The following is a 22,040-nucleotide window of genomic DNA, read 5'->3' on the forward strand; positions in this document are numbered from 1 at the left end:
ATCGCTTGGCTAAATCATCCGGAAGCCCTGCCAGGACTGCCGCGGTGGCATTGCCTGGCGGGCGATTGGCCCGAATTGCTTAGCTAAACGATCGCCGCTATTCTACCGTGCCGCAGCACGATTTCCTGCCGGCGTGCTGGAAAAACCCCTCGTTTTCGATGACCGACCTCGCCACCGCATCTCCCAACCGCACACCGTTCCGCACCGTTTTCATCGTGTCGGATGGCACCGGGATCACCGCAGAAACCTTCAGTCACTCGATCCTGGCGCAGTTTGAGATGAAATTCCGCCAGGTGCGGATCCCGTTTGTCGACACGATCGACAAGGCGCACGTTGCAGTCGCAAAGATCAACGAGGCCTTCCACGTCGAAGGGGTGAGGCCGATCGTCTTCACCACGTTGGTGGATGCCGAGGCAAACGAGATCGTCCATCGGGCCAAGGCCACCATCCTGGACATGTTCCAGACCTTCATCGAGCCGCTCGAGAGGGAGCTGAACCTCAAGTCGACCCACGCCATCGGCCGGTTTCACCAGAACGCCGACACCGAGGCGTACAAGAACCGCATTGAAGCGATCAATTTTTCACTTGCCCACGATGACGGCCAGTCACACAAGAACCTCGCCGAGGCGGATGTGATCCTGGTGGGGGTATCGCGCAGCGGCAAGACGCCGACCAGCCTGTACCTGGCAATGCAATACGGTGTGAAATCGGCCAATTACCCGCTCATTCCGGACGACTTCGAGCGCGGCAAGCTGCCCACGGTGCTGTACGACTACAAGAACAAGATTTTCGGCTTGTCGATCGATCCACAGCGCCTGTCGGAAATCCGCAATGAACGTCGCCCAGGCAGCAAATACGCCGCGCTGGAAAATTGCCGGTATGAAGTCAACGAAGCCGAATCGATGATGCGGCGCGAGGGCGTCAAGTGGCTGTCGTCGACGCACAAGTCGATCGAGGAAATTGCCACGACGATCCTGCAGGACATCAAGATGGATCACAACAACTACTGAGCGAGCACGCTCAGACCTCAGACACAACGGCCGGCCTTGCACCGGCCGTTTTGCTTTTCTGCGGCCCAGTCAGGCGCGATCGCGCACCCAGTTACCGCCATGCGCCGCGGCTTGCGCAGCCGGCGATGTTTCCAGGTAGGCCAGCGCCTGCTCGGTCGATCCCTCGTGATGCGGCGTATAACTGGGCCGGAAATAGCGCAATGCGGCCCCCAGCATTTTCCAGAACGATGGCAGGCAGTTGCGCCGCGAGCCGTGCCACCACCCACGGACAAAGCCAGGGAACTTGCCCGCGCCCGGATCCCGCTTGTACATGAAGCGAAAGCCCGTCACCAGGAAGTACAGCAGCAACAGGATCGTGGTCAGCATGTGGAAGCAACGTTCGAGATACGTGCCGCCCATGTGCCGGAAGATGTCGAACGCGACGGTGCGGTGCTCGACCTCTTCTGCGCCGTGCCAGCGCAGCAGGTCGAGCATGACGGGATCGGCGCGGGCGGCATCCAGCCCCTTTGCGTTGAGCACCCAGTTGCCCAGATAGCCGAAAAAGTGCTCAAGCGCGGCGATGATGCCCAGTTGCTGCCGCAGCCAGAAGCGCGTGTGGCCAATCTTCAGGCCCAGCGGCTGTTCGCCGAGCACCTTGGAGAAGAGCCAATCGAGGCGCTTGGTGAAGGCCTGGGTGTCGATACCGTGGTCTTTGTAGTAATGCGTCAGCACGCCGCCATGCGAGCGCGAATGGACCGCCTCCTGGCGCAGAAAGCCCTCCGCGTCGGCGCGCAGCTTCGCGTCGGTAATCAGCGGCAGCGCCTTGTTGTAAACGCGGCAGAACCACAGTTCGCCGGCGGGAAACAGCAGGTTCAGGATGTTGATGATGTGCGTGCTGGACGGATCGCCGGGAATCCATTGGATAGGCGTGTCCTTCCAATCGAAACGGACGTGGCGGGCCTTGATGAAGTAATCGGGCGCGGTCATGGTGGTCTCCTGATGTTCTTGTCTGCGGGCTCAATGCCCCGCCATGCTCACGCGCGCGATCAACCGGCTGAGCCACTGCGCATAGCGCGAGATGAAGCGTGACGAATGCGCCTCGATGCCGATCGTGACAACAGGCTTGTTGCGCTGAACCGCCCTGAACATGGCTTTCGCGACGGTCTGGGGCTTGAGGCCGCGCAGCTGGTAGAGCTTGGTCGCGCGGGCGCGCAGTTGGGCCTGTTGCGCCTCGGTCGTGCCGGTGTAGACGGTGGAGGCCATGATTCCAGTCTCGGCAAAACCGGGGCAGATGGCCGACACGCCGATGCCCTGCCCGGCAAGCTCGCCACGCATGCATTCGGACAGCATCAGCACCGCGGCCTTTGTCGTTGCATAGGCGGCAAGATCGCGCGATGGTGCAAAGGCCGCCGCCGATGCAGTGTTCAGGATGTGCCCGCCCTGCCCGCGCGCCACCATCTGCTTGGCAAACAGCCGGGCGCCATGGATCACGCCCCACACGTTCACGTGCAGGATGCGTTGCCAATCGCGCTCGGACGTGTCGACAATGCCACCCGCCATGCCGATGCCCGCGTTGTTGACGACAATGTCGGCGCCACCCAACTCCTTGCCGACCCAATCGACCAGCGCTTCCATCTGCTCGCCGTTGCCGACGTCGACGGTACGCGCCCACGCCTTGCCGCCGGAGAGACGGATGAGTGTGGCCGTGCGTTCGGCATCTTCGGCGCGGATATCGACAGCCACGATCGCCGCACCCTGCTCCGCGAATTCCAACGCCGCGCAACGGCCGATGCCGCTGCCAGCCCCCGTAATGACGGCCAGCTTGCCGGAGAGCGGCTTGCGACCGCCGTGCTGACGCGCGCGTTGCAGTGCTTCGGATTCCGGCTTGCCCTCGGCATGCTCGATCAGCTCGCGCGCCATTTCCGCCATGCGTGCGGCATGCGTGACGGGCAGCCAGTGCCGCGCTACCACTTCACGGCGCCAATACTGCGGCACCCAGCGCGAGAGATCTTCAGACAACGCTGGGCTGACGTACTTGTCGAGCGTCGGCACGATCACCTGCACGGGCGCGTGTGCGACACGGTTGCGCGGCGTGAACAGGCTGCGGATGAAATTGGCACGATACAGCGAGACACCGCGCACGCCATCGGCCGTCTGCGTGGCGCGCGGCACGATGGCGGTCTTCTCCACGCGACGCAGCACACGCGGCCACGCGCGCCCGAGCCACAGGCGCCAGCTGAGCTCCGGCACGATCGGCAAATGGAACAGCAGCACGTACCACGAGCGCACGAGCTGCCCCAGCATCTTGCCTAGCGACGACGGTGTCGGCCGCAATAGCCGCGCGCGCATCCAGTGCCCGACGTGGTCCAGGCATGGGCCCGAGCACGACGTGTATGACGCGATGCGTCCACGCAGGCGCGCTTCCGTCACGAACTCCCACGACTGGATCGAACCCCAGTCGTGCGCGATCAGGTGCACGGGTTTGCCTGGGCTCAGCGCATCGATCACGGCGATGAAGTCGTCGGTCAATCGCGCGAAGGTGTAGTTGCGCATTCCCTTGGGCGAACTCGACTTGCCGGCACCGCGCACGTCGTAGGCAATGACGTAGTAATCGCGCGCGAGCAGCGGTGCCATCTCGTGCCAGACCTCGCTGTTGTCGGGGTAGCCGTGCACGAGTACGACGGTCGGATGCGCCGGGTCGCCCCAGGTCTTGGCGGCGAGTGAGACGCTGCCGGATTGCACGGTGCGCTGGGCGTATTCCTTGGTCGGAAACGCTGCAGCCGGCTCGAACAATGCCAGCGGAGCCTCTTCAAGAAGCGTCTTCATGTGAGCCTCCTCGCGCATCAGGCGGCGCGCTGCTGCGCAAGCTGGCGTTGCTGCCAGCGGCGCACGTGCGGCAGATCGTCGTCGAGCCAGTAGGCGTCGTCTTCGGTGATGACGAGCAGCTCTTCGAACTTGGCACCGACGCCATGGAAACCCAGGTGCGGCTCAACGGCCCACAGGCCCGGCACCGGTGCGTGTTCCGATCGACGATCGATCGACCACAGCGGCGACCATCCTTCCTGCTTGCCGCTACGCACCTGGTCGAGGATCAGGTTGCGCGTGGCATTCAACCCGAACCGCGCAACGAAACGCGGCTTGGATGGGCTGTCGAGCTTGGCCACGCGATGCGCCAGTACTTTGAATGGATACGCTTTGTGGCGTGGCTCCACGCCCTGCTTCATGCAAAGCTGGTCCACCGCACGGGCCACATCCGCCATCGACCGACGCTCGCGAATCAGGCGCACGATCAGCTCACGATGCGCCATCAGGTCGTCCTGCAGCTGGTCGAGGATGGCGTTTTCGCCGAGGCACATGGCATAGCCCACATCGGCGATCACGCCATTGCGCACGGGCGCCACGTCGAGGATGACCGGCATGTTCTCCTCCAGCCGCCGCGACGACGGAAAGAACGCCAGGTTAAAGCCGGCCATGTGCGTGAGGCCCGAAAAGCCCTGGAATGCCGTGCGATCGCCAAACCAGGCGAACGGCTTGTGCAGCCAGTCGTGCACGCCACGATCGCCGAGCCACTCAGAGAGCAGCTTGGCTGCGTCCTTCTCGGTCATACCCGGGCGAAGCATGCCGCCGACGGCTTCGACGCACGCGTAGGCGAGTTGCTGGATTTCGCGAAACTGGGCGAGTTCGTCGACATGGACGCGCGCCAGGGTGGGGTTCGGCATGCCGGTCTCCTTGAGTCTGGGTATCGAGGGTGCTCAATGGCACCGCACTCAATGTTCCATTACTCAATGGCAAAGTCAATGCGGGACTTTTCTGGCGTTTGAAAACACCATGTGACCGGTAATCGACAGCAAACGGAGAGGTTTAGCCCGCGCGGCGTTGTCGCACGGCCTCAAACAGACAGATGGCTGCTGCGGCAGCCACATTGAGCGATTCCATGCCGCCCGGTTGCGGAATCGTCACAGGCGTCGTCACGGCAGAAAGCCATTCTTCTGACACGCCCGCACCCTCGTTTCCAAACACCCAGCCGACGGGCGCCTTAAGCGGCACATCAAATACGGCCTGCTTGGCGTGCGACGACGTCGCCAACAGCGGCACCTGAAGGCGCGAATGCACGCTCTCGAACGTGCAGTGTTCAACGATGTTCAGGTGGAAATGCGCGCCCATGGCGGCGCGCAACGTCTTGGCCGACCACGCGAACGCGCAGCCCGGCGTCATGAACACATCACGCACGCCGGCAGCCGCCGCACAGCGCAGGATAGACCCGACGTTGCCAGCATCCTGAATGCCATCAAGAATCACGCAGTCCGCATCAATGGTTTGCGGCAACTTGCCTTCTGGCGTTTCAACCAGTGCCATCAGATCAATGCCGTTGACGACGGTGGTCAGTTGGCCAAACAGGTGGTCGGCCAGCAGGATGACGGTGTCCGGATCGACGCGATCCAGCACCGCAGCCACTTCCGGGTGCCGGATATGGCGCTCCGACACCAGGCATTGCGCCGGCGTGTGGCCGGCATCCAGATACGCCACGACCAGATGCACGCCATCGAGCACGGATTGCCCTGCACGCCGACGATGCTGGGTTGAGCCCGAAAGCGCCTTGAGATGCTTGAACACCGCGTTGTCGCGGGAAGTGATGTGCTTCACGAATGGGCCCAGCAGAAAAAGGTCAGTCGTCCCAGGCGCTGCCTGCAGCGGTGGTTTCGATGCTGATCGCGCTCATCCCCTCCAGCGCACGACGCACGGGCGCGAACGAACGGCGATGATGCGGCGTCACGCCATGCAGGTCGATCGCCGCCAGATGCTGCGGCGTGCCATAACCGGCATGGACGTCAAAACCATAGAGCGGAAACTCGACATGCAGCGCGGCCAATTGGCGGTCACGCGTGACCTTCGCCAGGATGGATGCCGCCGAAATAGCCGGCACCAGCGCATCGCCCTTGACGATGGCCTCCACCGCAAACGCCACCTGGGGGCACCGATTGCCGTCCACCTGCACGAGATCAGGCAGCGTGCCCAATGCGGCCACGCCGTGCACCGCACGCTGCATGGCGAGCATGGTCGCGTGCAGGATGTTGATGCGGTCAATTTCCTCGACGGTAGCTTCCGCGACATGCCAGGCGAGCGCCTTTTCGACGATTTCCTCGTAGAGCGCTTCACGCTTCTTGGCGGCCAGGATCTTCGAGTCGGCCAAGCCTTTAATTGGCTTGCGCGGATTGAGAACGACCGCCGCAGCCGTCACTGGTCCGGCCAAAGGCCCGCGACCAGCCTCGTCCACACCACAGAGGATGCGACGCGCACGCTTGGCCGCTGGCTCTTGCGAGAGCGCCAGGCCAAGCTGGTCGGGATCGGGTTTGCGGGACGCCATGGATTCAAAGCTTACCGCGACCGCGCAGCAGATCGACCACGACTTTCGCGCCGATCTCCGCCATGTTCTGCTTGAGCGTCAGGTGCATCTGGGTGAAGTGTTCACGCAGGAACATGGCGTTGCCATGGTCGCTCAGTTGCAGCAGCGTCTCGCGTGCGAGTGCCTCAGGCGTCGCGTCATCTTGCAGCAGCTCCGGCACGACAAAGCGGCTGGACAGGATGTTCGGCAGCCCCACGTACGGCAGATAGCCCTTGCGCTTCATGATCTGCGCCGTCAGCCAGGGCACCTTGTAGGTGATGACCATCGGCTTCTTGTACAACGCTGCTTCCAGCGTGGCCGTACCGCTGGCAAGCAGGATGACGTCAGCCGCTTCCATGGCGGCGTGCGACTGGCCATCGACGACCCACAGATGCAGGCCTGGGTGCTCCGCGCGCATCCCATCAATGCGTTCGCGCAGCGTCGCATTGGCCGCCGGCAGCACGAAAGCCAGATCCGGTTCGACCGCCTGCATGCGCGACATCGCCGCAAACAGCGTGGGCCCGAGATGCTTCACCTCGGAATTGCGGCTACCCGGCAGCACCGCCACGACCTTGCGGCCCAGCGGCAGCCCCAGGCGCGTGCGCGCGCCCTCCACGTCCGGGACCAGAGGAATCTCGTCCGCCAGCGGATGCCCGACGTACGTGGCCGGAATGCCGGCCTTGGCGTAAATCTCAGGCTCGAACGGGAACAGGCAGAGGATATGGTCGACGGCGCGGGCGATCGTCTTGATACGGCCGGCTCGCCACGCCCAGATCGATGGGCTCACGAAATGCACCACCGGCACACCCGCCTGCCGCATGGCGATCTCGACGTTGAAGTTGAAGTCGGGCGCATCGACCCCGATGAAAGCCAGCGGCGGCTTCTCCAGCAGATCTTGCTTCAGCTCCTTGCGGATCGAGAGAATCTCACGCAGTTGGCCGAGCACCTCAACATAGCCGTTGACCGACAGCTTGTGCATCGGCCAGTTCGACTGGAAACCCTGCTCCGTCATGCGGGCCCCGCCGATGCCGTTGTAGGCAATGTCGGCAGGCAGTTGTGCGTGCAACCCCTTGAGCAGCAGCGAGGCCAGCAAATCGCCGGAAGCCTCGCCGGCCACCATGCCGATGCGGCGCACCGGCGTGGTGTTCTGAGGCTGCTCGCTCAACGCACGATGCCGCGCTTGGTGGCGGCAATGAAATCAGCAAATGCGGTCAACACCTCGCGCGTGGGGGCGTCATCCGTCTGAGCGATCTGCGCGGCGATTTCCGTCTTGGCCTGATCAAAGCTCAGATCGCTCTTGTAGAGCAGCTTGTACGCCTGGCGCAGACCGGTGATCTGCTCGGCAGTAAAGCCGCGGCGGCGCAGGCCTTCCACATTGATGCCGTGAGGTGCGGCCTTGTTGCCGCCCTTGTCGCTGGCGGCAATCACGAACGGCGGTACATCTTGCACCAGCGCGGATGCGCCGCCCAGCATGGCATGCGCGCCGATGCGCACGAACTGGTGCACGCCCGACATGCCGCCGAGGATCGCCCAGTCGCCCACTTCCACGTGCCCCGCGATCTGCGCATTGCTCGAGAACACCGTGTGGTTGCCCACGCGGCAATCGTGCGCGATATGCACGTAGGCCATGATCCAGTTGTCGTCGCCGATGGACGTGATGCCGGCATCCTGCGCAGTGCCGGTGTGGATCGTGGTGAACTCGCGGATGGTATTGCGATCGCCGACGATCAACTGCGTCGGCTCATCGCGATACTTCATATCCTGTGGGCGGCCGCCCACCGATGCGAAGTGGCCGATGCTGTTGTCACGGCCCAGTGTCGTGTAGCCCTCGATCACCGTGTGGTGGCCGACGCGCGTGCCTGCACCCATCCGCACGTTCGGGCCCACGACCGTAAACGCTCCGATCTCGACGCTCGAATCGAGTTCGGCCTTCGGATCGATCTGCGCGGTCGGGTGGATCTTCTGTGCTTGCGTCATGCCTCGCCCTTGGACTTGTCTTCGCGCACGGCACACATGATTTCGGCTTCCACGGCGACTTCGCCGTCAACCTTGCCGTACACCTTGAACTTCCACATACCGCTCTTCGAGCGCAAAAGCTCAGCCGTCATCACAAGCTGGTCGCCCGGGATCACCTGCCGCTTGAAGCGCGCACCATCAATGCTCACGAACAGGTAGAGCTGGTTTTCCTTGCGCTCGTGATCGGCCTCGCCGAAGGTCAGCAGCGCAGCGGTTTGCGCCAGCGCCTCAAGCATCAACACGCCTGGCATCACGGGGTGGCCAGGGAAGTGCCCGTTGAAGAACGGCTCGTTGAACGTCACGTTCTTGATCGCCGTAATCGACTTGCGCGGCTCCAGCGAGATCACGCGGTCAACCAGCAGCATCGGGTAGCGATGCGGCAGCAGGTCGAGAATCTTTTTGATATTGAAATCGCTGACGACGCCGGGGGTCGCGCTCGTCGCATTCGTTGCTTCGGTCATGATTGTTGCTGCAGGTCTTTGACCCGCTGTTCGAGTTGTTGCAACCGTTCGCGCATGCGCGTCAGGCCTCGGACGATGGCCGCGTTACGCTCCCAGTCGCCATGCGGCATGAATGGGAAAACGCTGGTGAAATGGCCACCGGGCTTGGTGATGGATTTGGTAATGGAGGTGCCGCCCGAGACGGTCACACGATCAGCAATGGTCAGGTGGCCAGCAAAATTGGCCGCGCCACCGATGATGCAGTAGCGCCCGATCTTCGTGCTGCCCGAAATGGCAGCGCAGCCGGCGATCACGGTATAGGCACCCACGTGCACGTTGTGCGCGATCTGCACCTGGTTGTCGATCTTGCAGCCTTGCTCGACCACCGTATCGGCCATCGCACCGCGGTCGATGGCGGTGTTCGCGCCGATCTCCACGTCGTCGCCAATCACGGCCCGGCCGACCTGCGGAATCTTCACCCATTCGCCGCCCTGCGGACCGAAGTCGGGTGCAAAACCGAAGCCATCCGCACCGATCACGACGCCGCTATGCACAATGCAGCGCGCACCGACCACGCAGCCGTGGTAGATCGACACGTTTGCGTAGAGCAACGTGTCATCGCCAATGCGGGCACCAGCGCCAACGAAACTGTTGCCGGTGATGCGCACGCGCTCGCCGAGCACCGCGCCAGCTTCGATGGTCACGTTCGGGCCAATGGAGCACGACGCCGGCACCGTTGCGCCCTCTTCTACGCTGGCCGTCCGGTGAATGCCGGGCACAACGGGGCGCGCCGCCAGCGCAACAAAGCGTTGGGCGACACGAGCAAACGCAGCATAGGGGTTGGCAGCGATGAGCCAGTTCCGGCCAGCAGCGTGGCCCTGGCTTTCGAGCGTTTCCAGATCACGGGGCGACACGATGATCGCCCCCGCACCGGAACTCACAGCCTGATTGAGGTACAGCGGATTGGAAAGAAAAGCGAGCTGATCGGCGCCCGCTTGATCCAGCGGCGCGATCGACTTGACGATCAGGCCTGCGTCACCCTGGACGGTCGCGCCGAGCGACGCAGCAAGTTCACCAAGCGAAAACGACATGCGAACAACCTCATTTGGCCGATTGCGAATTCAGCGCCTTGAGCACTTCGTCCGTGATGTCGATGCGCGGGTTCACGTACACGGCTTCCTGCACGATCAGGTCGTACTTGCGCTGTTCAGCAATCGAGCGGATCACGCGGTTGGCGCGCTCGAGCACCTGGGCCAGCTCTTCATTGCGGCGCTGGTTCAGGTCTTCGCGGAATTCGCGTTGCTTGCGCTGGAAGTCACGATCCAGATCCGACAGTTCACGCTGACGGCGGGTGCGGTCGGAATCGGCCAGCACGGCCGAATCCTTGTCCAGCTTGTCGGACATGCCCTTGAGCTTGGCGGCCATGTCCTGCAGTTCGCGGTCGCGCTTGGCGAACTCGGTTTCCAGCTTGGCCTGTGCGGCCTTGGCGGGCTGGGAATCGCGCAAGATGCGCTCGGAATTGACAGCAGCGATGCGCGCTTCCTGCGCCGTGGCCGGCAGCGCAAAGCTGGCTGCGGCAAGTGCGGCGAAAGCAGCGGACACGCCCATGCGGGACAACGTGAGGCGCGTGGATTTCATGATGAATGCGGTCATTAGAATGCAGTCCCGATCTGGAACTGGAAGCGTTGCGTTTGATCTTCGGTCTTGCGCTTGATCGGGAAGCCCATGCTGATCTTGAGCGGGCCGATCGGCGACAGCCACGACAGACCGAAACCAGTCGAGTAGCGCATGTCGCCCAGCTTGTACGGCTGGCCTTCGGCGAACACGTTACCGTAGTCAAAGAACGTGAACAGGCGAACCGTGCGGTCCACGCCCGAACCCGGCAGCGGGAAAATGAATTCCACATTGCCAACGAACTTGCTGGCACCGCCGATGGCCACGCCATTGGCGTCGCGCGGGCCCAGCGTGCTGGTTTCGTAACCGCGCACCGAACCGATACCGCCGGCGTAGTAGTTCTTGAAGACCGGGAAGTCCTTGCCGCCGTAACCGTGGCCGTACCCGATTTCGTTGTTGAACGCCATCGTGAACGACTTCGACAGCGGATAGAAATACTGGTGCTGATAGTACGCGCGGAAGTACTGCAGATCGCCGCCCGGAATACCGAACTCCAGGTTGGCCTGCTGATAGCGACCACGCGTCGGCACCAGAGCGCTGTCACGCTGATCCTTAGACCAGCCGATGGTGATCGGGAAGTTGTTGGTGATACGGCCGTTCTTCGCGACGTAGTTCTGGTAGGCCAGCGGCGTGTTGGCCGTCACGTCGATGGTCGTGCGCTCGTAGCCGATGCCGAAGAAGACGGTGTCGGTTTCCGAGAACGGCACGCCGAACTTGACGTTGCCACCCTGTTGCACGACACGATAGTCCTGGTCACCCGTGTAGTACAGCGGGCGGTACGTGCGGTAGTACAGCTCGGTTGAACGGCTGATGCCATCCACCGTGAAGTACGGATCGAACTGCGTCACGGCAATGGTGCGGTTCGACTTGGACGTGTTCACATCCAGCCCGAGGCTCGTGCCCGAGCCGAACACGTTGTCCTGACGGATACCCGCCGACAGCACCAGCTTGTCGGTCGACGAGAAGCCCACGCCCAGGTTGATCTGGCCGGTCGGCTTTTCGGTCACGTTGACGTTCACATCGACCTGGTCGGTCGTACCCGGCACGTCTTCCGTCGTGATGTTCGCATCGGTGAAGTAGCCTGTGCGGTTCACGCGGTTCTGCGAAAGCTGCAGCTTCTCTCCGTCGAACCACGAGGCTTCCATCTGGCGCATTTCGCGGCGCACGACTTCGTCGCGGGTCTTGCTGTTGCCGACAACGTTCACGCGACGCACGTACACGCGGCGGCCCGGATCGACCACCAGCGTGAGCGCAACAGTGCGGTCTTTCTGGTTGATCTGCGGCTGCGGGTTGATGGTGGCAAAAGCGTAGCCGTACGTGCCCAGCAGATCGGTAATCGACTTGGTCGTCGACGACAGTTTGGCCGAAGAAAACACATCGCCCTGCTTGAGCTTGATGAGCTTCTCCATCTCGGCCTGCTTGCCCAGCAGCTCGCCGGTCAGCTTGATGTCCGATACCTTGTACTGCTCACCCTCGTGGATGTTCAGCGTCAGGTAGATGTCCTTCTTGTCGGGCGTAATCGACACCTGGGTCGACTCGATGGCGAATTCCAGGTAGCCGCGATCCAGATAGAACGAGCGCAGCGCTTCCAGGTCAGCCGTGAGCTTCTGCTTGGAGTACAGATCGTTCTTGGTGTACCACGACAGCCAGTTCGGCGTAGACAGCTGCATCTCGTCGCGCAGATCGCCTTCCTTGAAGGCCTTGTTGCCGACGATATTGATCTGGCGAATCTTGGCGGTGGGGCCTTCGTCCACCGTGAACGTGATCGACACACGGTTGGCATCGACCGGCGTGACGGTGGTCGTCACCTCGGCCGCGTAGTAGCCGCGCGAAACGTACTGGCGCTTGATTTCCTGCTCGGCGCGATCGATGAGCGACTTGTCGTAGTAACGGGCTTCAGCCACGCCCACGCCGCGCAGCGTACGACGCAGTGCTTCCTTGTCGAACTCCTTGAAGCCGATGAACTCAAGCTGCGAGATCGCCGGACGCTCTTCCACGCGCACCACCAGCACGTTGCCTTCGGAGCGGATCTGCACGTCCTTGAAGAAGCCGGTGTTGTAGAGCGCGCGAATCGATTCGGCGCCCTTCTCGTCGGTGAAGGTCTCACCCACCTTCACGGGCAGATAGCCGAACACGGTGCCCGGCTCGACGCGCTGCACCCCCTCCACGCGAATGTCCTTGACGACGAACGGCTCCACTGCATGAGCCTGACCGGCAGTAACGGTCAGCACGGAAGCCGCCAGCACGCTGAGCGGGAAGCGATGTTGTCTGATCAATCTAATCCCCTAGTTGGATTCAATCGGAATCCACTTCTGAGTGTTTTCAAAACCCTGAGTTGCCCGCTCACGCCGGTGGCAACGATCCGACTTACCGAACCCACTTGAATACGGTCTAGCCTCGAGTCAGAAACAACCGACTCAAATCGTTGTACAGGGCGAGCGAAGTGAGAAGCAGGATGCAGGCGACGCCGATCTTCTGAAGGACTGTTTGCCAGGATTCCGGCACGGGTCGGCCAGTCAAAAATTCCACGCAATAATACAGCAAATGCCCCCCATCCAATACCGGAACGGGCAATAAGTTCAGTACGCCGAGACTCACGCTGATCAACGCGAGAAAGCTCACAAACGTCTGCCAGCCAAGGCTTGCCGCCTTGCCCGCAAAGTCAGCCACCGTGATCGGTCCACTCAGGTTTTGCAGCGACGCCTGGCCAATGATCATCTTGCCCAGCACCTGCAGCGACAGCACCGAAGTCCGCCAGACCTCGCTCACGGCATGGCCCAGGGCGGCGACCGGCTCATCCCGGATCATCGCCGTTTCCACCTTCTGGTTGAGCTGCGCGCCGAGCTTGCCGATCTTCGGGCCAGTGGGGTTCTTGGGATCGGTGTCTGCATCGGGCCGAACCGGCAACGTCATGGGCTGATCGTTGCGCAGGATATCGATCGACGCGTTCTGCTCCGGCATGGCGCGGATCTGGCGGATGAGGTCCATTGCCTGATCGGCGGGCTGCCCCGCGAAGCGAACGATCTGATCGCCGGCCCGCAACCCGGCACGTGCCGCGGCACTGCCGGGCAGTACGCCGACAATGGTGACGGGACCGCCAAGCAGGCGCAAACCGATCTGGTCAATCACATCGGCTTGCGGCGTACGGGCGGCACTCGGCAAGCCCTGCAGGCGGACGGTACGCTCGACTCCGTCAGTCCCGCGCACTTGCACAAGCGCGTCGCGCCCTGCGATGCCAGCCGAATACAAGCGCATGCGGACATCGCTCCAGCTGCGCACGGGCGCAGGTGTTTCATCGTCCGTCCCGATGGCGATCACCCGGTCCCTGGCACGCAGGTCGGCCTGAGCGGCAATGCTGCCCGGCGGCGGCGCGCCGAGGATAGGCAACGGCTCGATTGCTCCGACCCATGCCAGCACCGCATAGAGCGCAATTGCCAGCAAGAAATTGGCGATCGGGCCAGCCGCCACGATGGCGAATCGCTTGTAGACCGGCTGATGATCGAAGGTACGCGGTAGATCTTCGGGGAGGATGGGCGGGTCTTTCTCCGGATCCCGGGAACCCTCGCCCAGCATCTTGACGTAGCCGCCCAGCGGAATGGCGCAGATCGTCCATTCGGTGTGGTCGGGCCCACGGCCGACACGGCGGAACAGCACCTTGCCAAAGCCAACGGAAAACCGGAGCACTTTCACGCCGCACAGACGCGCGACGCTATAGTGGCCCAGTTCATGAATGACGATCAGTACCGCGATCGCAAAGACAAACGCTAAAACGGTCTGCAAAACCTTCTCCGGATGCGCTGAAGGGCACGTGCGGGGCTGGCCCCGCACGAAGCCGCTATGTTACCCGCTTGCTCTGACGGGGCGCTTTCACGCGGCCGGCAGTTGCGCGCATACGGTCGCGATATAGCGTGCGGCCTGCTGACGTGCTTCGGCGTCGGCCGCAAAAACGGTGTCGAGCGAGTCGGCGGGCACGATGGAAGTGCGCGCGAGCGTATCGTCCACCACGGCAGCAATCTCTGTGAACCGGATGCGGCGCTGCAAGAATGCTTCAACAGCCACCTCGTTGGCCGCGTTCAGTGCAGCAGGCGCCGTACCACCGGCGCGCAATGCGTCAAAAGCCAGCGCCAGGCACGGGAAACGACGCAGGTCCGGCGCCTCGAACGTCAGCGCGCCCGTGGTGACGAGATCGAGCAGCGGAACACCGGCTCCGATGCGCTCGGGATACGCCAACCCGTAGGCAATCGGCGTGCGCATGTCGGGATTGCCGAGCTGTGCCAGCACCGAGCCATCGTCGTAGCCGACCATCGAATGGATGACACTCTGCGGATGGATCAGGACTTCGAGATGCTCGACCGGCACACCAAACAGCCAGTGCGCCTCGATCACCTCCAGCCCCTTGTTCATCATGGTGGCGGAATCGACAGAGATCTTGCGGCCCATCACCCAGTTCGGATGCGCGCAAGCCTGGTCTGGCGTGACATCCGCAAGAGAATCCACCGCGCGCGTGCGGAACGGACCCCCCGATGCTGTCAGCACGATGCGCGACACACCACGCGCGAACTGCGGAACTTGCTGCGGCAAGCATTGGAAGATGGCGTTGTGCTCGCTGTCGATCGGGAGCACGGTGGCGCCATGCTGACGCACGGCATCCATGAAGAGCGCGCCGGACATCACCAGCGCCTCCTTGTTGGCAAGCAGCACGCGCTTGCCGGCGTGCACGGCGGCAAGCGTCGGGCGCAAACCTGCCGCGCCAACGATGGCCGCCATCACGGCATCGCAGTCGGGGTGGGCGGCCGCCTCTTCCAACGCTTCAGTGCCAGAACGGATTTCGATGCCGGCAGCATCCGCGCCCAGCTGGTCTCGCAATGCATCCACTGCTGCTGCCGAACCGAGCACCGCCATCTTCGGGCGGAACTCGCGGCAGAGCACCGCGAGCTTGTCGGCCTGCGCATTGGCGGTCAGCGCAAAAACGCTGTACTTGTCGGGATGACGGCGCACCACGTCGAGCGTGCTGTCGCCAATGGAGCCAGTGGCGCCAAGAACGGTCAAACGCATCATGTTCGGACGCCTCAGGAAATCAGCAGCGCAGCCAGCGGAAACACCGGCAGCAACGCGTCGATACGATCGAGCACGCCGCCGTGGCCGGGCAACAGACGGCTGCTGTCTTTCATGCCGACTTGACGCTTGAGCAGGGATTCAAACAAATCACCACCGACGCTCGCGGCTACCAGCAAGATGGTCAGCCCAAGGGCGGCGACCGCGCCGCGCTGGTCGAACTCGTGAGAGAACCACGTCGGGGCAAACCAATGCGTGATGCCAGCCACGGCGGCAATCACCACAACCAGCACGGCACCGCCGATTGCACCTTCCCACGATTTGCCGGGGCTGATGGTCGGAGCAAGCTTGCGGCGACCAATGGCCTTGCCGACAAAATAGGCCCCCACATCGGCCGCCCACACGAGCAACGCCACCGAGAGCAAAAAGGCGACACCGTGCGTGCGCAATTCAACGGCGCCATGCACGAACGCCGGCAGCATCACCAAGCCCAATAGCGTGAACACGACGCGACGCGTGCCATGCAATTCGCGCACGCCGCCCGCGAGCAGCCCCCAGGCGATCACCCACGCGATCACCGCACCATGGAACAGCGGCTGCACATCACCCCGAACCGGAATGTCATGCCAGGCGATCGTCAGCATGACGACAAGGACCGCATAGAGAATCGGCCCCCACCAGCCCGGCAGGCGCACGAGACGCCCCCACTCCCACGCGGCGAGGGCTGCAAACACCGTCACGAGCCCGGCCAGTCCGGCGGGCGGCGCGAAAAACAGAATGGGCAGGATGACAATCAGCAGGCAGACAGCGGTAATGACGCGAGTCAGCAGCATGTGTCAGGCTCCGGCAGATAGCGCGGGGGGAACATCGGGCTCGAGCTGCGCGCTGGTACGGCCGAAGCGGCGCTCACGGTTGCGATACCACGCAAAGGCGCGATCGAGTTCTGCGGCATCGAAGTCGGGCCAGTAGCGATCGGTGAAATACAGCTCGGAATAGGCAAGCTGCCACAACAGAAAGTTGCTGATGCGCTGCTCGCCACCGGTGCGGATGAAGAGATCCGGCTCCGGCGCGTAAGACAGCGCCATGTACGGCGCAAGCATCTCTTCCGTGATGGCATCGGGCGCAATGCCGGGCTGTGCCGCCAACAAGGCGCGCATGGCTTGCAGGATGTCCCAGCGCCCGCCGTAGTTGGCGAGGATCGTGACGGTCAAACCGGGGTTGGCAGCCGTCTTGGCCTCAGCTTCGCGAATCAAAAGCTGGATGCGCGGGCTGAACGCAGACAGATCGCCCACCACGCGCAGGCGGATGCCGTTGTCGTGCAGCTTGCTCACTTCGCGGCGCAGCGCCGTCATGAACAGCTTCATGAGGAAGGTGACTTCCTCGGCAGGACGACGCCAGTTTTCGGAGCTGAAGGCAAACAGCGTCAGGTAACCGACACCACGGCGTGCCGCCGCTTCAACGGTTGCTCGGACGGCGTCGAGGCCGCGGCTATGCCCGGCCACGCGCGGCAGGCGCCGTTCGGTGGCCCAGCGGCCGTTACCATCCATGATGACGGCAACGTGACGCGGCGTATCGGCGGTGTCGGGCACCGCCAGTGTGGAACTGATATGCATGAATCGGGCTTCCCACCGCATGCGCCCAATGCGCCGACGGCGGGAGACGGCCTTACACCGTCATGATTTCCTTGTCTTTCTCGGCGACCAGCTTGTCGATCTCGGCGACGAACTTGTCGGTCAGCTTCTGAACGTCGTCTCCGCCGCGACGCTCGTCATCTTCGGAGATGGCCTTGTCCTTCACCAGCTTCTTGAGCTGTTCGTTGGCATCGCGACGCAGGTTGCGCACGGCGACCTTGGCATCTTCGCCCTCGCCCTTCACAACCTTGGTCAGCTCCTTGCGGCGCTCTTCGGTCAGTGCGGGGGTCGGCACGCGAATGATGTCACCCATGGTGGCGGGGTTCAGGCCAAGGTCCGCTTCACGGATGGCCTTTTCGACGGCTTGCACCATCTTCTTTTCCCACGGCTGCACGCCGATCGTGCGTGCGTCCACCAGCGTCACGTTGGCAACCTGGCTGATCGGCACCATCGAGCCGTAGTAGTCGACCTGCACGTGATCGAGCAGACCGGTGTGGGCACGACCAGTACGGATCTTGGCCAGATCCGTCTTCAGAGCCTCGATCGACTTCTGCATCTTCTGCTCGGCATTCTTTTTGACATCGGCGACGCTCATACTTCCTCCGAACGATAACGGCGGTCTGCCGAACTTGTGCCCCGGAAAACGACACAGGGCACCGGCAAGACCAAAAAGACAATAGGCGATTTTACATGGAAGCCGCTCGCCAACGCCATTTACGCTGGGTCAGCGAACGGTAAAAAAGGTGCCCGCAACTAGGCTTGCCGCCGGCTTTAGACGTGCACCAGCGTGCCTTCGTCTTCACCCAGGATCACACGCTTGAGCGCGCCCGGCTTCTGAATCGAGAACACTTTGATCGGCAGCTTCTGGTCGCGGCACAGCGCAAAAGCGGTCGCATCCATCACCTGCAGGTTGCGCGAGATAGCCTCGTCGAACGTGATGGTGGTGTAGCGGGTAGCGCTCGGATCCTTCTTCGGATCAGCGGTGTAGACGCCGTCCACCTTGGTGGCCTTGAGGACGATCTCGGCGCCGATTTCCGAGCCGCGCAGCGCGGCCGCGGTGTCGGTCGTGAAGAACGGATTGCCGGTGCCGGCCGCGAAAATCACGATCTTCCCCTCCTCCAACTGGCGGATCGCCCGGGGACGGATGTACGGCTCGACTACTTGGTCCAGGCGCAGCGCCGATTGCACGCGACCTTCGAGGTTGGCGTGGCGCATGGCGTCCTGCAGGGCCAGCGCGTTCATCATGGTGGCCAGCATCCCCATGTAGTCGGCCGTGGCGCGGTCCATGCCGGCAGCTCCGCCCGCAACACCGCGGAAAATGTTGCCACCGCCGATCACCACTGCCACTTGCACGCCCAGCTTCACGATTTCAGCGATGTCGTTGACCATCCCTTCGATGGTGCTGCGGTTGATGCCAAAGGCATCGTCGCCCATCAGGGCTTCGCCGGAAAGTTTGAGTAGAACGCGCTTATAGGCAGGCATGGAGATCCTCGTGACGATTCCTGGTACGGGAAACAGGAAAGGGGAAATGACGCTGCGGATATGACAACGATGGGCAAAGCGGGGACTTCGCACATCCCGCAACCTTCTTGCGCGGAAGCCGTCAGGAAATCCCCCAACGATGCCTGCGCAAGCAGGCTGCACCTGCAAACAGGGCACCTTTCGGTGCCCTGTTTGTTCGGCATTATACGGCTGCGCCGATGGTGGAAACGACGCCTCCCGGCCTGCGCCGGAAGGCGAATCGCCGCACCATTGGAAACGGCCGTCGCAGCATTACGCCTGTTGCTTGGCAGCGGCCACCTGGGCAGCCACTTCAGCAGCGAAGTCGTCCTGCTTCTTCTCGATACCCTCGCCCACCACGTACAGCGTGAAAGCCTTCACGGTCGTGTTGGCAGCCTTGAGCATCTGCTCAACGGTTTGCTTGTCGTTCTTCACGAACGGCTGGTTCAGCAGCGAGACTTCCTTCAGGTACTTCTGCACGCTGCCTTCCACCATCTTGGCAACGATTTCCGCCGGCTTGCCCGATTCCGCCGCCTTCTGCTCAGCAACGCTGCGCTCCTTGGCGACCAGCTCGGCCGGCACGTCGTCAGCCGACAGCGACACCGGCTTCATGGCGGCAGCCTGCATTGCTGCGTCCTTGGCCGCCACTTCGTTGCCTTCGAATGCCACCATCACGCCAATGCGGGTGCCGTGCAGATACGAAGTCAGCTGGGTACCTTCGAAACGCTGGAAGCGGCGGATCGTCATGTTTTCGCCGATCTTGCCGATCAGGCGGGTACGCACGGCTTCCACCGTCTCGTCGCCGATCGACAGGGCCGACAGAGCCGCCACGTCAGCCGGGTTCTTCTGAGCGATCAGCTTGGCAACATCGTTCGTGAAGGCCAGGAAATCGTCATTCTTCGAGACGAAGTCGGTTTCGCAGTTCACTTCGACCAGCGCGCCCGTGGTGCCCTCGACGAACGCGGCGACCACGCCTTCAGCGGTGACGCGGCTCGAAGCCTTGCCGGCCTTATTGCCCAGCTTCACGCGCAGGATCTCTTCGGCCTTTTCCAGGTTGCCTTCGGCTTCGGTCAGGGCCTTCTTGCACTCCATCATCGGCGCGTCGGTCTTCGCGCGCAGCTCTGCAACCATGCTTGCGGTAATTGCCGCCATTCTCATGCTCCTTGTTTCAGATCGTCGTCCGGTCGCAAGCGGATTCTTCGCTTCGCGCCGGCCTGTCGTCCGGTTTCCATCCGGCCGCCCCCCACGAAATACGACGCGAGCGGGGCATCCGAATGACAAATTTCAAAAAAAAGGGGCGTTTGTTACGCGCCCCTGTCTGGCCTTAGGCCCGATGCTTTGCACCGGGTGCGGCCTGGCACGCGTCCCGCGCAATCAAGCCGCGGGCGCACGCCTTCTTGTCTTTAGCCTTCTTGGACTTCGACGAAGTCGTCACCACCGCGAGCGGCTTCAACCACTTCCTGGACCGCGTTGGCGCGGCCTTCCAGAATCGCGTCGGCCACGCCGCGCACGTACAGTGCAACAGCCTTGCTCGAGTCGTCGTTACCCGGGATGACGTAGTCGATGCCTTCCGGCGAGTGGTTCGTGTCCACCACGCCGATCACCGGAATACCCAGCTTCGCAGCTTCGGTCACGGCAATCTTGTGATAACCAACGTCCACCACGAAGATGGCGTCCGGAATGCCGCCCATGTCCTTGATGCCGCCAATGGACTTCACCAGCTTGTCCATTTCGCGCTCGAACATCAGCGCTTCCTTCTTGCTCATGGTTTCGGTCGCGCCGGCTTCCTTGGCGACTTCCATGTCCTTCAGGCGCTTGATCGAGGTCTTGACCGTCTTGAAGTTGGTCAGCATGCCGCCAAGCCAGCGGCTGTCGACAAACGGCATACCTGCGCGAGCAGCTTCCTCAGCCAGGATCTCGCGCGATTGACGCTTCGTGCCGACGAACAGAATGGTGCCCCGGTTGGCTGCCAGCTGGCGCACGTACTTCAGTGCGTCCTGGTACATCGGCAGCGTCTTTTCCAGGTTGATGATGTGAATCTTGTTGCGATGGCCGAAGATGAAGGGGGCCATCTTGGGGTTCCAGAAGCGGGTCTGGTGGCCAAAGTGGACACCGGCTTCCAGCATTTCGCGCATGGTCACGGACATGAAATTCTCCAGTCGGGTTAGGTCTAAAGCCGCCTCAGACATCTTTCGCATGCGATACGAAAAACACCCGCGGTGAAGCGGCTCGCGATTTCAAGCGCCACCGGCCACACGGCCAGCGACTGCTTAGCCAGCGATTATAGCGGCAAAAACCCAATCGACTCAAGACCTTCCAAGCATTCGCAACGAACGGGCTGAGGCTGGCGCCCAGCGCCCGAAAACCCCGGCCGGGGCGCTTTGGTGCGATAATTCACACTTTAGCCACGACGCGGCGCTTCGCGCGCCTGCGTGCAGAAAGAGTCACAGCATGGCCGTTACCATTCACACCGCCGAAGACATTGCGCACATGCGCGTAGCCTGCCGGCTTGCGTCCGAAGTTTTGGACTACATCACCCCGTTCGTCGTGCCCGGCGTGACCACGGGCAAGCTGGACCAACTTTGCCATGCCTACATGCGTGACGTGCAAGGCACCGTGCCGGCACCGCTGAACTATGCGCCGCCGGGCTACCCCCCATTCCCTGCATCGATCTGCACGTCGGTCAACGATGTGATTTGCCACGGCATTCCGGGCGACAAGGTGCTCAAGAGCGGCGACATCGTCAACCTCGACATCACGGTCATCACCAAGGAAGGCTATTACGGCGATACCAGCCGCACCTTCGTTGTTGGCGAAGGATCGATTTTGGCCAAGCGCCTGACGCAGGTGACGTTCGAATGCATGTGGAAGGGCATCGCCGCGGTGCGCCCGGGCGCACGCTTGGGCGACATCGGCCACGTGATCCAGCAACATGCTGAAGCCGCCGGCTATAGCGTGGTGCGCGAATATTGCGGCCACGGCATCGGCAAGAAATTCCACGAAGATCCGCAGATCCTGCACTACGGCCGCCCCGGCACGGGGATGGAGCTGAAGGCGGGCATGATCTTCACGATCGAACCGATGATCAACGCGGGCAAGCGCGACATCCGCACGATGCCTGACCAGTGGACCGTCAAGACGCGCGACCGCAGCCTGTCGGCGCAGTGGGAACATACGCTTCTGGTGACGGAAACCGGCCACGAAGTGCTAACCGTGTCGGCATTGACGCCCCCGGCACCGGAATTCGTACACGAAGGCGCGCCGGCCACGGCCTGATCCTCGCGGGCGAGCCGCACCGTCAGCGGCAGCACCGTCACGCTGATCTCGCCTCGCACCGGCTCAACTCTTGCAG

The 22,040-nt window shown here is 62.6% G+C and carries 21 protein-coding genes; 2 read left to right on the forward strand and 19 right to left on the reverse strand.

The genetic code is table 11. The annotated features are described in order from the left end of the window. The first annotated feature begins 158 nt into the window (after window positions 1-158). Window positions 159-1,010 carry a posphoenolpyruvate synthetase regulatory kinase/phosphorylase PpsR gene (gene ppsR, locus ACU8YE_RS07390; RefSeq protein ID WP_232043002.1) on the forward strand — a complete coding sequence of 284 codons (852 nt, stop codon included), beginning with the start codon at window positions 159-161 and terminating at the stop codon, window positions 1,008-1,010. Window positions 1,011-1,079: 69 nt separating this feature from the next. Here ppsR and ACU8YE_RS07395 read toward each other — a convergent pair whose 3' ends face one another. The 19 genes from ACU8YE_RS07395 to rpsB form a co-directional block, all read right to left on the reverse strand. Next, window positions 1,080-1,976 (reverse strand): metal-dependent hydrolase, encoded by an 897-nt coding sequence (locus ACU8YE_RS07395; protein ID WP_260802532.1) that lies wholly within the window; start codon window positions 1,974-1,976, stop codon window positions 1,080-1,082. 30 nt (window positions 1,977-2,006) lie between these two features. Next, on the reverse strand, window positions 2,007-3,815 hold the full coding sequence (locus tag ACU8YE_RS07400; RefSeq protein WP_446928420.1) for an SDR family oxidoreductase: 1,809 nt from the start codon (window positions 3,813-3,815) through the stop codon (window positions 2,007-2,009). Window positions 3,816-3,832: 17 nt separating this feature from the next. Then, a complete protein-coding gene (locus ACU8YE_RS07405; RefSeq protein ID WP_260802534.1) occupies window positions 3,833-4,708 on the reverse strand; it encodes a M24 family metallopeptidase in 876 nt (291 codons plus the stop codon). Between the two features lie 142 nt (window positions 4,709-4,850). Next, window positions 4,851-5,633 (reverse strand): TrmH family RNA methyltransferase, encoded by a 783-nt coding sequence (locus ACU8YE_RS07410; protein ID WP_446928421.1) that lies wholly within the window; start codon window positions 5,631-5,633, stop codon window positions 4,851-4,853. Window positions 5,634-5,655: 22 nt separating this feature from the next. After that, window positions 5,656-6,354, reverse strand: a complete 699-nt coding sequence (gene rnhB, locus ACU8YE_RS07415) for a ribonuclease HII (protein WP_446928422.1) — start codon at window positions 6,352-6,354, stop codon at window positions 5,656-5,658. 4 nt (window positions 6,355-6,358) lie between these two features. Next, window positions 6,359-7,492: a lipid-A-disaccharide synthase gene (gene lpxB, locus ACU8YE_RS07420; protein ID WP_446928465.1), complete on the reverse strand. Its 1,134-nt coding sequence runs from the start codon at window positions 7,490-7,492 to the stop codon at window positions 6,359-6,361. Between the two features lie 41 nt (window positions 7,493-7,533). Continuing rightward, a complete protein-coding gene (gene lpxA, locus ACU8YE_RS07425) occupies window positions 7,534-8,349 on the reverse strand; it encodes an acyl-ACP--UDP-N-acetylglucosamine O-acyltransferase (RefSeq protein WP_232042723.1) in 816 nt (271 codons plus the stop codon). After that, on the reverse strand, window positions 8,346-8,849 hold the full coding sequence (gene fabZ, locus ACU8YE_RS07430) for a 3-hydroxyacyl-ACP dehydratase FabZ (protein ID WP_232042722.1): 504 nt from the start codon (window positions 8,847-8,849) through the stop codon (window positions 8,346-8,348). The genes lpxA and fabZ overlap by 4 nt, the downstream gene beginning before the upstream one ends. Then, window positions 8,846-9,919, reverse strand: coding sequence for a UDP-3-O-(3-hydroxymyristoyl)glucosamine N-acyltransferase (lpxD, locus tag ACU8YE_RS07435; RefSeq protein ID WP_232042721.1), 1,074 nt, complete (start codon window positions 9,917-9,919; stop codon window positions 8,846-8,848). Before lpxD ends, fabZ begins: the two co-directional genes overlap by 4 nt. Before the next feature lie 10 nt (window positions 9,920-9,929). Next, a complete protein-coding gene (locus ACU8YE_RS07440; RefSeq protein WP_232042720.1) occupies window positions 9,930-10,481 on the reverse strand; it encodes an OmpH family outer membrane protein in 552 nt (183 codons plus the stop codon). After that, complete coding sequence (bamA, locus tag ACU8YE_RS07445; RefSeq protein WP_232042719.1) at window positions 10,481-12,778, reverse strand: outer membrane protein assembly factor BamA; 2,298 nt, start codon at window positions 12,776-12,778, stop codon at window positions 10,481-10,483. The genes ACU8YE_RS07440 and bamA overlap by 1 nt, the downstream gene beginning before the upstream one ends. A gap of 115 nt (window positions 12,779-12,893) precedes the next feature. Continuing rightward, complete coding sequence (rseP, locus tag ACU8YE_RS07450) at window positions 12,894-14,282, reverse strand: RIP metalloprotease RseP (RefSeq protein WP_446928466.1); 1,389 nt, start codon at window positions 14,280-14,282, stop codon at window positions 12,894-12,896. Window positions 14,283-14,369: 87 nt separating this feature from the next. After that, a complete protein-coding gene (gene ispC, locus ACU8YE_RS07455; RefSeq protein ID WP_446928423.1) occupies window positions 14,370-15,560 on the reverse strand; it encodes a 1-deoxy-D-xylulose-5-phosphate reductoisomerase in 1,191 nt (396 codons plus the stop codon). 11 nt (window positions 15,561-15,571) lie between these two features. After that, window positions 15,572-16,390: a phosphatidate cytidylyltransferase gene (locus tag ACU8YE_RS07460; protein WP_433867247.1), complete on the reverse strand. Its 819-nt coding sequence runs from the start codon at window positions 16,388-16,390 to the stop codon at window positions 15,572-15,574. A gap of 3 nt (window positions 16,391-16,393) precedes the next feature. Continuing rightward, the gene (uppS, locus tag ACU8YE_RS07465) at window positions 16,394-17,170 is read right to left on the reverse strand and encodes a polyprenyl diphosphate synthase (RefSeq protein ID WP_316881217.1); all 777 of its coding nucleotides are present in this window, start codon (window positions 17,168-17,170) and stop codon (window positions 16,394-16,396) included. A 52-nt stretch (window positions 17,171-17,222) separates the two neighbouring features. Continuing rightward, window positions 17,223-17,783 carry a ribosome recycling factor gene (gene frr, locus ACU8YE_RS07470; protein ID WP_092970556.1) on the reverse strand — a complete coding sequence of 187 codons (561 nt, stop codon included), beginning with the start codon at window positions 17,781-17,783 and terminating at the stop codon, window positions 17,223-17,225. Between the two features lie 176 nt (window positions 17,784-17,959). Next, window positions 17,960-18,670: a UMP kinase gene (pyrH, locus tag ACU8YE_RS07475; RefSeq protein WP_009238238.1), complete on the reverse strand. Its 711-nt coding sequence runs from the start codon at window positions 18,668-18,670 to the stop codon at window positions 17,960-17,962. A gap of 291 nt (window positions 18,671-18,961) precedes the next feature. Next, window positions 18,962-19,840, reverse strand: a complete 879-nt coding sequence (gene tsf, locus ACU8YE_RS07480) for a translation elongation factor Ts (RefSeq protein ID WP_024975795.1) — start codon at window positions 19,838-19,840, stop codon at window positions 18,962-18,964. 251 nt (window positions 19,841-20,091) lie between these two features. Further along, a complete protein-coding gene (rpsB, locus tag ACU8YE_RS07485; protein ID WP_004626667.1) occupies window positions 20,092-20,835 on the reverse strand; it encodes a 30S ribosomal protein S2 in 744 nt (247 codons plus the stop codon). Between the two features lie 304 nt (window positions 20,836-21,139). Between rpsB and map the strand changes: the two genes are divergently transcribed. Then, entirely contained in the window at window positions 21,140-21,964 is an 825-nt protein-coding gene (gene map, locus ACU8YE_RS07490; protein ID WP_260802539.1) for a type I methionyl aminopeptidase, read from the forward strand. Window positions 21,965-22,040 lie beyond the last annotated feature (76 nt).

This window comes from Ralstonia sp. VS2407 (assembly GCF_052950655.1).

Bases quoted from the DNA above. Each gene is read 5' to 3' on its own strand.
- ppsR (WP_232043002.1), top strand. From the start codon at position 159: ATGACCGACCTCGCCACCGCATCTCCCAACCGCACACCGTTCCGCACC.
- ACU8YE_RS07395 (WP_260802532.1), bottom strand. From the start codon at position 1,976: ATGACCGCGCCCGATTACTTCATCAAGGCCCGCCACGTCCGTTTCGAT.
- ACU8YE_RS07400 (WP_446928420.1), bottom strand. From the start codon at position 3,815: ATGAAGACGCTTCTTGAAGAGGCTCCGCTGGCATTGTTCGAGCCGGCT.
- ACU8YE_RS07405 (WP_260802534.1), bottom strand. From the start codon at position 4,708: ATGCCGAACCCCACCCTGGCGCGCGTCCATGTCGACGAACTCGCCCAG.
- rnhB (WP_446928422.1), bottom strand. From the start codon at position 6,354: ATGGCGTCCCGCAAACCCGATCCCGACCAGCTTGGCCTGGCGCTCTCG.
- lpxB (WP_446928465.1), bottom strand. From the start codon at position 7,492: ATGGTGGCCGGCGAGGCTTCCGGCGATTTGCTGGCCTCGCTGCTGCTC.
- lpxA (WP_232042723.1), bottom strand. From the start codon at position 8,349: ATGACGCAAGCACAGAAGATCCACCCGACCGCGCAGATCGATCCGAAG.
- fabZ (WP_232042722.1), bottom strand. From the start codon at position 8,849: ATGACCGAAGCAACGAATGCGACGAGCGCGACCCCCGGCGTCGTCAGC.
- lpxD (WP_232042721.1), bottom strand. From the start codon at position 9,919: ATGTCGTTTTCGCTTGGTGAACTTGCTGCGTCGCTCGGCGCGACCGTC.
- ACU8YE_RS07440 (WP_232042720.1), bottom strand. From the start codon at position 10,481: ATGACCGCATTCATCATGAAATCCACGCGCCTCACGTTGTCCCGCATG.
- ispC (WP_446928423.1), bottom strand. From the start codon at position 15,560: ATGATGCGTTTGACCGTTCTTGGCGCCACTGGCTCCATTGGCGACAGC.
- ACU8YE_RS07460 (WP_433867247.1), bottom strand. From the start codon at position 16,390: ATGCTGCTGACTCGCGTCATTACCGCTGTCTGCCTGCTGATTGTCATC.
- uppS (WP_316881217.1), bottom strand. From the start codon at position 17,170: ATGCATATCAGTTCCACACTGGCGGTGCCCGACACCGCCGATACGCCG.
- frr (WP_092970556.1), bottom strand. From the start codon at position 17,783: ATGAGCGTCGCCGATGTCAAAAAGAATGCCGAGCAGAAGATGCAGAAG.
- pyrH (WP_009238238.1), bottom strand. From the start codon at position 18,670: ATGCCTGCCTATAAGCGCGTTCTACTCAAACTTTCCGGCGAAGCCCTG.
- tsf (WP_024975795.1), bottom strand. From the start codon at position 19,840: ATGGCGGCAATTACCGCAAGCATGGTTGCAGAGCTGCGCGCGAAGACC.
- rpsB (WP_004626667.1), bottom strand. From the start codon at position 20,835: ATGTCCGTGACCATGCGCGAAATGCTGGAAGCCGGTGTCCACTTTGGC.
- map (WP_260802539.1), top strand. From the start codon at position 21,140: ATGGCCGTTACCATTCACACCGCCGAAGACATTGCGCACATGCGCGTA.